The sequence below is a fragment of the Phytoactinopolyspora endophytica genome (assembly GCF_004138495.1).
Taxonomy (GTDB): Bacteria; Actinomycetota; Actinomycetes; order Jiangellales; family Jiangellaceae; genus Phytoactinopolyspora; species Phytoactinopolyspora endophytica.
In genome coordinates this window covers 85985-95901 of the sequence record NZ_ML142852.1, presented here as the reverse complement: position 1 = coordinate 95901, position 9917 = coordinate 85985, and the positions used below count along the sequence as shown (strand labels likewise).

The window sequence follows — 9917 nt, the reverse complement described above, 5'->3', positions numbered from 1 at the left end:
CTCGACGAGGCGGTGACCGTGGTCGAGTGGGGCGAGGGGTTCGCGGAAGGGTTGGCCGGTGAGCGGCTGGAGGTCCATATCGACCGTTCGACCTCGGCCGCCCCGGAAGCCGCTGACGTGCGTCGGGTACGTGTTTCGGGGGTCGGAGCCCGCTGGGACGAGGTTGACCTTCGGGAGACGTTGTCGGCCTGAACTGTTAGGAAGGTCGATGTCGCTGACCGGACGCCGCGCTTTGGGCACGGCCAGGGTCTCCGACATGCGAGACCGGTGACCTCGATGGCGCCGCGTGAGTACGAAGTTGTCCACGCCGATTGACGGCTTGTTGTGAAATGTAGGTGCACCGCGATGACGTCCCTCGATGAGAAACTGGCGGGTGGCTTGGAGGTCGTCGATGCCGACCTTTCCGAGCGTGACCTCTCTGAGGAGCTGGGCGTCAAGCTTGATCACCCGCGGGTGTTCCGGCGGTGTGACTTCACTGAGGCCGACCTGTCCGAGGCGTGGCTCGTGGGAGCGACTCTGGACGCCTGCCGGTTCGACAACGCGAACTTCTTCAAAGCTGAGCTGGAAGGGTCCGTATGGAACGGAGGCTCCGCGGCGAGAGCCGTGTTCAAGAAGGCGGATCTGTCCGATGCCAAGCTGACGGGCGTCGACCTGGCCAACGCGATGTGGGCCGGGGCCATGGTGGCAGGTACCGAGTTCACCGGCTGCCGGATGGTCGGCGTCCGGATGGAGGACGCTCGCGGACTCGGTTGCCGGTTCTCCCGATGCAATCTGATGCTGGCTGGGCTGGCCAACATCAGCTTGCGAGGCCAGACACTCGAGGGCTTGCGGATGGACGATGCGATCCTGGCGGCGGCGGACTTGCGGGAGACCGTGTGGGTCGACTCCCGGCTTCGAGGTGTCGAACTCCGTGCGGCCGAGCTCGACGGTGCCGACCTTCGCGGCGCCGATCTCGGCGACTTCCCCATGGAGGACGCCCACCGGCTGGCCGGCGCGACCATTTCGCAGGATCAGGCTGCCATGCTCCTCGGCCAGCTGGGCATCGTCGTCGATGGCTAGCAGCCGCTGGTGTCGTGCCGGCTCGGGCGATATCAGGGCGTCGCTCGTGGCGACACGGTCGGACGTTGTTGCACGCTGGAATGTATGAGTGCGTCGATGATTCGGAGACGTGTGGTAGTCCATGGCACGGTTCAGGGAGTGTTCTTCCGCGACACCTGCCGCCGAGAGGCGAGCCGTCACGGCGTCAACGGATGGGTCCGCAACAGGCCGGACGGAGCCGTCGAGGCGGTCTTCGAGGGCACGGTCGACGGTGTCGGCTCGATGATCTCGTGGACGCGTCAGGGCCCGCCTTCCGCGCAGGTGGAACGCGTCGAAACTGCAGAGGAACCGTTCGAAGGACTCGCCGGCTTCGGCGTCCGGCAGGGTTGACGCTCACGCTACCGGCGGCTGTAAGTCTGGATGTGTCACACCCGGATCGAGAATGCGACAGCCGGGTGGTGCATGAGCTAGCTCACGTTGACCTTCCACGCACATGTGAAGCCTTACCGTTCTGGTATGACGCGTATTCACGCCGTTCTCCCGAACGAGTCCATTGACGCGCCGCCGGACCGCATCGTCGAGCTGGCGCGCCAAGCCGAGCAGCTGGGCTACGACGCGGTCTGGCTGCCTGACCACCTTCTCCCGCCCAAGCCGTACGGTCCGACGTACGGAGGTGTCTATGAGCCGCTGGTCATGCTGACCGCCATCGGGGCCGCCACGAGCCGCATCCGGTTCGGCACCTCGGTGCTCATCGTGCCGTTACGAGATCCGTTCCTGCTCGCCAAGCAGGTAGCGACGGTGGAACGGTTGGCACCTGGCCGGATGATTCTCGGTGTGGGCACCGGGTGGGACGCTGTAGAGTTCGACTCCCTCGGTGCCGAGTTCCGCGGGCGGGGATCTCGTACCGACGAGGCGCTACGGCTGATCCGGCACCTGCACGACTCCGGCGGCGGGCCGTTCGAGGGTCCGACCTACGGGTTTCAGACCGGGGTCTTCGCGCCGACGCCGACGAGACCGGTGCCGATCATGGTGGGCGGCACATCCGACGCGGCAGTCCGGCGTGCCGCCCGGTATGCCGACATCTGGCAAGGCGTCGGCCTCGACGCCACCGGTCTCCGCAGCCGTGTCACTGCCCTGCGGGCTCAGACCGACCGGCAGGTCGAGATCGGTACCCGGATAAGCGTGGACACCGGCGTGTCCGTTGCGGACGCGGCGGCGCACGTCGAGGAACTCTCCCATGCGGGCGCCGACCACGTGGCGGTATGGTTCGGTTCGATCGACGGGTATGGACAGCGCATGGTGGCGTTCGCCGAGGCCGCCCTGTGAACCTCTGCCGGGGCGTTACTCCTCGAGCAGGTGGTCCGGCACTTCCGTACCGTCTCGTAGCGCCGTCCACAGCTCTCCGGCAGCCGCGTCGTCCCAGGTCACTGTGTTGTCCGCACTCGCGATCGGCACCGTCAGGGTGTCCCCGGAGTCGCCGGTGACCTTGGTCATCGACCTGATGAAGGTCCACATGTCCAGCGGCCCAGTGTCCTCGTCCAGGACCAGCGAGTTACCACCGGCCAGTGCTGTGCGGGAGAACTCGATCGGGTTGATGAGCGTGCCCGGCGACATCGCCTTGTCGGCGATCGCGGAGACCAGTTCTTGCTGCCGCTCCACGCGGCCCAGATCGGCGCGTGGGTCGAAGTAACGAGCGCGGGCGTACCCGAGGGCGTCCGTGCCACCAAGCTCCTGGCAACCGGCCGGCAGGTCGATGTGCGCCTTCTCGTCCTCGATCGCGTCCTCCAGGCACATCTCGACGCCGCCCAGCGCGTCGACGATGTCGGCGAACCCGCCGAAGCCGATCTCGACGTAGTCGTCGATGGCGACGTCGGTGTTGGCCTCCAGGGTCTCGACGAGCAGGGCAGGGCCACCGAAGGCGTATGCGGCGTTGATCCGCTCGGATCCCTGCCCCGGAATGTCGACGACAGAGTCTCTCGGGATGCTGATCAGGGCCGGGTTGCCGCCCGACGGTACGTGCAGCAGCATGATGGTGTCCGCGCGCTGACCGTCGGCGGTTCCGGTGCCGAGTTCGCTCCGTTCCTCGTCGCTGAGGTCGCCGCGGCTGTCGGACCCGACAACGAGGAAGACCTGCCCGTCGGAGCTGGCCGATCCGTGGTCGTCGGGGATCGCGTCCACTTTCTCGATTCGCGACCAGGCGTACCAGGCGAGTCCCACCAACGCGATGACGATGATGAGCAGGATCGCCAGGAACCAGCGCAGGAACCGCACGAAACCGGAACGGCGTTTCTTCGGGCGTCCGCCGGAGCGCCGTGGCTGCCGCGGCTGCGACGGTGGTGGCGTCTCGCTCGGCCGCTCAGCGGGCATGACGCGGGTACCACCGGCCGGCGCCGGCTGTCGTGGCGTGGCGGCAGGTGCCTGCTCGTCTTCGCCGTCTCGCGGACTGTGTGCGTAGCCACCTCGATAGGACACGCCGGGTACATTGCCAGACGAGTAGGTGCTGACCTTGACGGGGCCGGACTTCGCTTCGCCGGCCACCTGTTGGTCATGATGCTGCTCGCTCACAAGAGGAACGGTACCTGCTTCTTGTGCGGATGTGTCCCCTTGTGCGGATGTGTCCTCTCGCGGCGGCTGCTTTGCGACACGCTGTGTGGCTTCCTAGGAGCACGGCTATATGACGCTATAGTTCTCTGCAGGTCACGGCTTCGGTAATGTCGTGGCTTGCATGCCGGCTGGCATAAGGTCGTGTGACTGATGTGACAGCAGGTACGCCAGTGCACTCGGCGCGTCGCCAACGATCGGCCGTCCGTCGTGGTGATACTGGCCGCGTCGGCGCTACGGGGGCGCCGGTGTGACAAGGTCATGGGGGACGCGATATGGCGCCTACGGCACGAGGTCGGGGTAACTCCCGTGGCCCACGCCGTCCGCCCCATCCGCCCAGGCCAAGCCGGCCGTCGCAACGGTCGCGGTCGATGCGGCGCGAGCATGCCGAAGCCACCCGATTCAGGCGTTCGCTCACTCTGGTGGGGATGTCGGTGCTGGCCCCCGGTAGTGCTCAACTTCTGCGCGGGAACCGCCGGGCCGGGCAGATCGCCCTGTCCACGTGGGGTGTCGTCGTGGTCGTCGCGCTGTTCGTAGCAATACGCATGTCGACCAATGACATCGCCAAACTGGCCGTGCAGCCCTGGATCCTCAGCTCGGTACGGGTTCTCGCCTTCGGCTTGGCCCTGGCCTGGGTGGCGATCCTGATCGACGCGTGGCGGCTCGGTCACCCACCGGGGCTCAACCGCAAGCACCGATTGATCATGGTCGGAGCGACGGTGGCCCTGGCGGCGATGGTATCGACGCCGTTCGTGGTGGCCGCACGGTACGCCGAGGCCGCCCATGACCTCGTCGTGAGGATGTTCCCGTCGGGTGAGGTCGCCGCCGCGAGCGACGGCCGCCTGAACATCGCGCTCCTCGGCGCCGACTCCGGTGACGGCCGCGAGGGGGTTCGGCCGGACAGCATCCATGTCGTCTCCGTCGATGTCCTGACGGGAGAGCCTGCCCTGATCAGCCTGCCACGCAACCTGGAGAACGCTCGATTCCCCAGTGGCACCCCCGCGGCGTCAGAGTTTCCGCGGGGGTTCAGCGGGGAAGGCGATCGCTCGGACTACCTGTTGAACGCGACCTGGACCTACGGCGAAGAGAACCCGGAGATGTTCGAGGGCCCGTCGGGTCCCGGCCCCACCGCCGTCAAGCAGGCGATCGAGGGCACTCTCGGGATCAAGATCCACTATTTCGTGGCCGTCGATCTGATGGGCTTCCGCGACCTGATCGACGCCTTGGGCGGTATCACGATCAACGTCAACCAGGAGCTGCCGATCGGGGAGAAGGGGCGGGTGCTCGAGCCCGGGGTTCAGGACCTGGACGGCTACCATGCCCTGTGGTACGCCCGTTCCCGGGAGACTACGTCGGACTACGACCGCATGGAACGCCAGACGTGTGTGATCGGAGCGCTCTTCAACGAGGCCGATCCGACGTCGGTACTGATGAACTTCCTGGAACTCGCCGACGCGTCGTCGGACATGGTCAGTACCGACATCCCCCAACAGGACCTGACGAAGCTCGTCGACCTGGCATTCGAGGCGAAGGGCCAGGAGTTCATGTCGTTGCAGCTGGTGCCACCGCTGATCGTGCCGGCCGATCCGGACTTCGATCTCATAGCCCAGGAGACCGCGGATCTGCTCTCTGGCGCCGGTCGCGACGGCGACACGTCGGAGCAGCCGGCGGCGGGCGATGACGACGTGGCGTCGGGCGACGGCTCGGGTGACGGCTCGGGCGACGGCGGGACGAGTGACAACGATGGTGATGACCCCGGCGGGGACGAGCCCAGTGGCGACGGAGCCGACGGCTCAGAGGCCAGGGGCGGTGACAGCGGCTCCTCGGACGAGGAGACGAGTGGGGGCGACCCCGTCGGCGTCTCATCGGCCTGCTCGTACGAGTGAACCGGCCGCCGCGCGGGAGACCGTTCCGGGCACCGTCGTCGGGAATGCCGTGGAGGAAAGCTGCCGGCCCTGACTGAGCGGGTCCGCGTGCAGCCGTGCACCGCCGGCGAGGTAGTGTGCTCGCCGTCATGGACACTCCTTCCTCGAACACGTCTCCCGCCGGCGCGGCTTCTGCTGGGCCTGACCGTCGTGACGCCCGCCCTGAGCCGGAGACCGAACCGGCCACGGGTGCGATGGATCGCGACTGGCCGTCCGTCTCGGTGATCATGCCGGTGCGGGACGAGGAACGGCATCTGGCCGATGCGGTCGCCGGAGTGCTGGCACAGGCCTACCCGGGAGAGCTCGAGCTCATCCTGGCGGTCGGGCCGTCACGAGACCGCACTGCCCAGGTCGCTGCCGATCTGGCTCGCGATGACGCCCGGATCCGGTTGGTCGACAACCCGGCGGGCATGACGCCGGCGGCACTGAACGCCGGCTTGGCAGCGGCCCGCCACGGTGTCATCGTGCGCGTCGACGGGCACGGAATCTTGAGCGACGGCTACGTCCGCCGGGCCGTCGAGGTGCTCGAGGAGACGGGCGCGGCCAACGTCGGCGGGATCATGCACGCAGAGGGAACGACGCACTTCGAACGGGCTGTCGCTCGCGCCTACGGTTCGAAGCTCGGGCTCGGCGGCGGCCGTTTCCACGTGGGCGGTCCGGCCGGGCCGGCGGACACCGTATACCTGGGGGTCTTCCGGCGTGAGGTCCTCGACCGGCTGGGCGGCTTCGACGAGCATTTCGTGCGTGCCCAGGATTGGGAGCTGAACTACCGGATCCGCGCCGCCGGTGAGCGCGTATGGTTCACGCCAGACCTCACGGTGACGTACCGGCCACGGCCGAACCTGAAGGCGTTGGCGCGCCAGTTTCTGCGGACCGGGCAGTGGCGGCGTGAGGTGGTGCGTGCCTACCCGGAGACGGCCAGCACACGATATCTCGCAGCGCCGGCCGTCGTCCTGGCGGTCGGGGCAGGAAGCGGAGCCGGCATCGCGGCAGCTGCCGGGGCGCCGGGCTGGCTGGCGCTCGGCTGGCTCGCTCCGGCCGGTTACGCGGCGGGCGTCATGCTGGGTGGACTGGCAATCGGCCGGGGGCTCCCGGTGCGCGCCCGGGGCTGGATGCCGACGGTGCTGGCCACCATCCACCTCAGCTGGGGCGTGGGGTTCCTCACAGGTGCCCGGGTTCGTCGCGGAGAATGGGATGTACAGCAGGGCGATGGGTAGCTCTGGCGGTGTGCGTGTCGGCGGTTAGGTCGCCGGTCGTCTACCCTTGACCCGACGCGCGAATCGGTGGCTCGCCGCAGCGCCATTCAGCAGACAGACGTAGTGGAAGGGCAAACTGGCAGATGAACGCCACTCGGCTCGATGAGGAGTTCACCTCGTCGGTGCACGTCTACGAGCCGCATCGCAATGGACTGCCCCGGCTGAGGCCCTACTTCAGGGCGCTCTGGCAGCGTAAGCCGTTTGCTACCGAGATGTCCCGGGCCAGCATCCGGGCCGACAACGTCAACACGTTCTTCGGCCAGATCTGGCTTGTCCTGAGCCCGCTGCTGCTTGCGTGCGTGTACTTCGCGCTGATCATGATCATTCGTGGGCGCGGCAACACGTATGACGCAAACGTCGAACGCTTCGTCCATCTGTGCGCAGGGCTGTTCGCGTATCACATCTTCTTCGCCGGATGCCTGCGGCAAGGCGCATCGAGCGTGGTGGGCGGCGGCAAGCTGCTGCTGAACATGTCCTTCCCGAGGCTGCTGCTACCTCTCGCGGAAGTGCGCACGGCGTTCTTCAAGTTCCTGCCGACGCTCGTCGTCTTCTTCATCATCATGCTGAGTTTCGGGCGTCCATTGCACTGGCAAGTGATCATCGCCCCGGCGTTCCTCCTCATGCTCGGTCTGTTCGGTGCGGGAATGGCGATGATCTTCGCCGCGATGCAGGTCTACTTCCGCGACATCGGCAACTTCCTGACGTACTTGGTTCGGATGTGGCTCTATATGTCGCCGATCCTGTGGACGCCGGACGAACCGTTGGGCACGCTGCGAGAACTCGGCATTCACGAGTGGGTCATGCATATCAACCCGCTGTACTCCATCCTGGGGGGATGGAGTTCGCTGCTGATCAACGGCGAGATCCCGGAAGGGGCCTGGTGGGTCGCCGGCGCGTCGTGGTCGTTGGTGGCATTTGTCGCGGGAGCATTGTTCTTCATGTCGAGGGAGCGCGAATTTGCCGTCCGTCTCTGAGGTCAAGACCGTGACCAATGCCGACATGACGACATCGGACCCGGCGGTCCGGGTTGAGAACGTGTCGATCACCTACCGGACCACGTTCGAGAAGGTCCCGACGTTCAAGTCCGCGCTGCGCCGGTTCGGCCGCGGCAAACGGGAGATCCACAACGTCCAGGCGCTCACGGATGTGTCCTTCGAGGTCGACCACGGCACCAGCATCGGTATCATCGGGTCGAACGGCGCGGGCAAGTCAACCCTCATGCGTGCCATCGCCGGTATCCTGCCGCCGAGCGAAGGCCGGATCGAGGTGCACGGCCGGGTGAGCACGCTGCTCGCGCTGGGCGTCGGTTTCAACCGGAAGCTGTCCGGCCGGGAGAACGTCGTACTCGGCGGCCTTGCGGCGGGCATGACCCATGACGAGCTCAACGCGAGGTATGACGAGATCGCAGAGTTCGCGGAGCTCGGCGAGTTCATCGACATGCCGATGAAGACCTACTCCTCCGGAATGTACAGCCGGCTGGCGTTCTCGGTCGCCGTCCACCTCAATCCGGACATCCTGCTGATCGACGAGGCGCTGTCCACCGGGGACGCGAAGTTCAAGCAGAAGGCCGCGCGCAGGATGCGTGAGGTCGCTGAGAACGCGGGCACGATGTTCCTGGTCAGCCACTCCATGCGCAGTATCAAGAAGCTGTGCAACCAGTGTCTGTGGCTACACAAGGGCCAGGTCATGATGCAAGGGGACCCCGAAGAGGTCATCGCCGCCTACTCGAAGTTCCTCGAGGTGGGTGAGGACGCCTTCACCCTGGAGGACATGTAGCGGCTGAGACGTCAGGTGGCGACGTCTGGCTGCGACTCCGGCAACTCCATGACCTGCGGGCGTCTCAGAGTGTGACCAAAGCGTTCACAATCTGTGATGGACTTGAGTATTGTCTCGGCCGTGCGTCAAGGTGAGGTTGACTACGGGGTTGTGACGGATCCGGAGCCCACACGTGTGCATCGTCCGAGGCGGGAAATGAGCAGCCGGCTGGAGAGCTCGGGCCCAGCCGCGCCTGTGCCTCGGCAGAGCCCGCGCCGTGCCGATGGAACCGCGAGTGAGGTGAGTCGTATGCGCGCAGAGATCGAGGAGCTACAGGCTCGATTAGCCGCATCGGAGGCCAGGCTCGCCAAGATGGAAGGTCGGCTGCAGTCCATCCTCGGCAGCCGCTCTTACCGGTTCGCCCGCCGCCTGGCGTCGGTTCGCCGTCGAGTGGCGCGCGTGGTCGGCATGGGCACCACTCGGTGACAGGGCGTCTTCCTGCTTAAGAGGTCGCACAGAGTGCTCTAGCGGCGCTGGTGTCCGCGGAGGCGTCATGTGGCGTGTCAGTTGTACCGCGCGTGGCGGATGAACGGCTCGAGAGAGTCCGGATTCCGCAGCGCCTCGCGACTGACCGCCTTCTCGGGTGAGGCCCCGGAAAGGATCTTTTTCACCGGCACCTCGCATTTCTTGCCGTTGAGTGTCCGCGGGATGTCGTCGACGACGATGAAGCGGTCCGGGACATGCCGGGGGGACAGCTCAGCGCGCAGCGCCCGGCGTAGCCCGGTCTCGACGTCGCCTGCGTCTGCCCCGGGAGCCAGAACCAGAAAGCACAACAGTTCATCCTCGCGGGCCGCCGACTCGTCGCCTCGGTCGGTCGTGGTGCGCTCGTTGCCTGCGTTTCGCTCTGCCGCGCCGCCGGAAGTGTCGATGACCAGGGAGTCCATGACACCGGGGTGTCCCTCGACCACGCGGTAGAACTCCGCCGTCCCCATCCGGACACCACCCCGGTTGAGGGTGGAGTCGCTGCGACCGTGGATGACCGCGGAGCCCCGGTGGGTGACCGTGATCCAGTCGCCGTGCCGCCAGATCCCGGGATAGTGATCGAAGTACGCCTCTCGCAACCGCGAGCCATCCGGGTCGTTCCAGAACGAGACCGGCATGGACGGCATCGGCTCGGTGAGAACAAGCTCGCCGACCTCATCGACGACCGCCCGGCCGGCCTCGTCGTACGCGGCGACGGCGGCGCCGAGCGACGGTCGGGACAGCTCACCCAGCCAGACCGGAACGTCGGGCGCCGGGCCGACGAACCCTGTGCACAAGTCCGTCCCGCCGGAGAAGCTGG

10 protein-coding genes and 1 pseudogene are annotated in these 9917 nt (G+C 66.7%); 9 read left to right on the top strand and 2 right to left on the bottom strand.

Going from position 1 to position 9917, the window contains the following annotated elements; genetic code table 11:
• From ELR45_RS40595 to ELR45_RS08770, 4 genes and pseudogenes are all read left to right on the top strand, one after another.
• Nucleotides 1-192, top strand: a pseudogene (locus tag ELR45_RS40595) (bifunctional acetyltransferase/tRNA (adenosine(37)-N6)-threonylcarbamoyltransferase complex ATPase subunit type 1 TsaE); the annotation flags it as partial.
• 153 nt (nucleotides 193-345) lie between these two features.
• Entirely contained in the window at nucleotides 346-1059 is a 714-nt protein-coding gene (locus ELR45_RS08780) for a pentapeptide repeat-containing protein (protein WP_129665227.1), read from the top strand.
• An 84-nt stretch (nucleotides 1060-1143) separates the two neighbouring features.
• Nucleotides 1144-1428 carry an acylphosphatase gene (locus ELR45_RS08775; RefSeq protein WP_205856270.1) on the top strand — a complete coding sequence of 95 codons (285 nt, stop codon included), beginning with the start codon at nucleotides 1144-1146 and terminating at the stop codon, nucleotides 1426-1428.
• A 126-nt stretch (nucleotides 1429-1554) separates the two neighbouring features.
• Entirely contained in the window at nucleotides 1555-2364 is an 810-nt protein-coding gene (locus ELR45_RS08770; protein ID WP_129665225.1) for a TIGR03619 family F420-dependent LLM class oxidoreductase, read from the top strand.
• 15 nt (nucleotides 2365-2379) lie between these two features.
• Here ELR45_RS08770 and ELR45_RS08765 read toward each other — a convergent pair whose 3' ends face one another.
• On the bottom strand, nucleotides 2380-3603 hold the full coding sequence (locus ELR45_RS08765; protein WP_205856269.1) for an LCP family protein: 1224 nt from the start codon (nucleotides 3601-3603) through the stop codon (nucleotides 2380-2382).
• Between the two features lie 407 nt (nucleotides 3604-4010).
• On the opposite strand from ELR45_RS08765, the gene ELR45_RS08760 reads away from it, so the two are divergent.
• The 5 genes from ELR45_RS08760 to ELR45_RS34840 all read left to right on the top strand — a co-directional run bounded on the left by ELR45_RS08760 (nucleotide 4011) and on the right by ELR45_RS34840 (nucleotide 9061).
• Nucleotides 4011-5525, top strand: a complete 1515-nt coding sequence (locus ELR45_RS08760; RefSeq protein ID WP_165367615.1) for an LCP family protein — start codon at nucleotides 4011-4013, stop codon at nucleotides 5523-5525.
• Between the two features lie 128 nt (nucleotides 5526-5653).
• Nucleotides 5654-6781, top strand: a complete 1128-nt coding sequence (locus ELR45_RS08755) for a glycosyltransferase family 2 protein (protein ID WP_205856268.1) — start codon at nucleotides 5654-5656, stop codon at nucleotides 6779-6781.
• A gap of 122 nt (nucleotides 6782-6903) precedes the next feature.
• Nucleotides 6904-7794 carry an ABC transporter permease gene (locus ELR45_RS08750; RefSeq protein WP_129665221.1) on the top strand — a complete coding sequence of 297 codons (891 nt, stop codon included), beginning with the start codon at nucleotides 6904-6906 and terminating at the stop codon, nucleotides 7792-7794.
• Nucleotides 7778-8596, top strand: coding sequence for an ABC transporter ATP-binding protein (locus ELR45_RS08745; RefSeq protein ID WP_205856267.1), 819 nt, complete (start codon nucleotides 7778-7780; stop codon nucleotides 8594-8596). Before ELR45_RS08750 ends, ELR45_RS08745 begins: the two co-directional genes overlap by 17 nt.
• A gap of 288 nt (nucleotides 8597-8884) precedes the next feature.
• Nucleotides 8885-9061 (top strand): hypothetical protein, encoded by a 177-nt coding sequence (locus tag ELR45_RS34840; RefSeq protein WP_165367614.1) that lies wholly within the window; start codon nucleotides 8885-8887, stop codon nucleotides 9059-9061.
• 77 nt (nucleotides 9062-9138) lie between these two features.
• On the opposite strand, the gene ELR45_RS37290 is transcribed toward ELR45_RS34840, so the two are convergent.
• Nucleotides 9139-9917, bottom strand: a 779-nt coding sequence (locus tag ELR45_RS37290) for an acyl-CoA synthetase family protein (protein WP_476704125.1), incomplete at its 5' end; no start/stop codon positions are given.

Bases quoted from the DNA above. Each gene is read 5' to 3' on its own strand.
- ELR45_RS08780 (WP_129665227.1), top strand. From the start codon at position 346: ATGACGTCCCTCGATGAGAAACTGGCGGGTGGCTTGGAGGTCGTCGAT.
- ELR45_RS08775 (WP_205856270.1), top strand. From the start codon at position 1,144: ATGAGTGCGTCGATGATTCGGAGACGTGTGGTAGTCCATGGCACGGTT.
- ELR45_RS08770 (WP_129665225.1), top strand. From the start codon at position 1,555: ATGACGCGTATTCACGCCGTTCTCCCGAACGAGTCCATTGACGCGCCG.
- ELR45_RS08760 (WP_165367615.1), top strand. From the start codon at position 4,011: ATGCGGCGCGAGCATGCCGAAGCCACCCGATTCAGGCGTTCGCTCACT.
- ELR45_RS08755 (WP_205856268.1), top strand. From the start codon at position 5,654: ATGGACACTCCTTCCTCGAACACGTCTCCCGCCGGCGCGGCTTCTGCT.
- ELR45_RS08750 (WP_129665221.1), top strand. From the start codon at position 6,904: ATGAACGCCACTCGGCTCGATGAGGAGTTCACCTCGTCGGTGCACGTC.
- ELR45_RS34840 (WP_165367614.1), top strand. From the start codon at position 8,885: ATGCGCGCAGAGATCGAGGAGCTACAGGCTCGATTAGCCGCATCGGAG.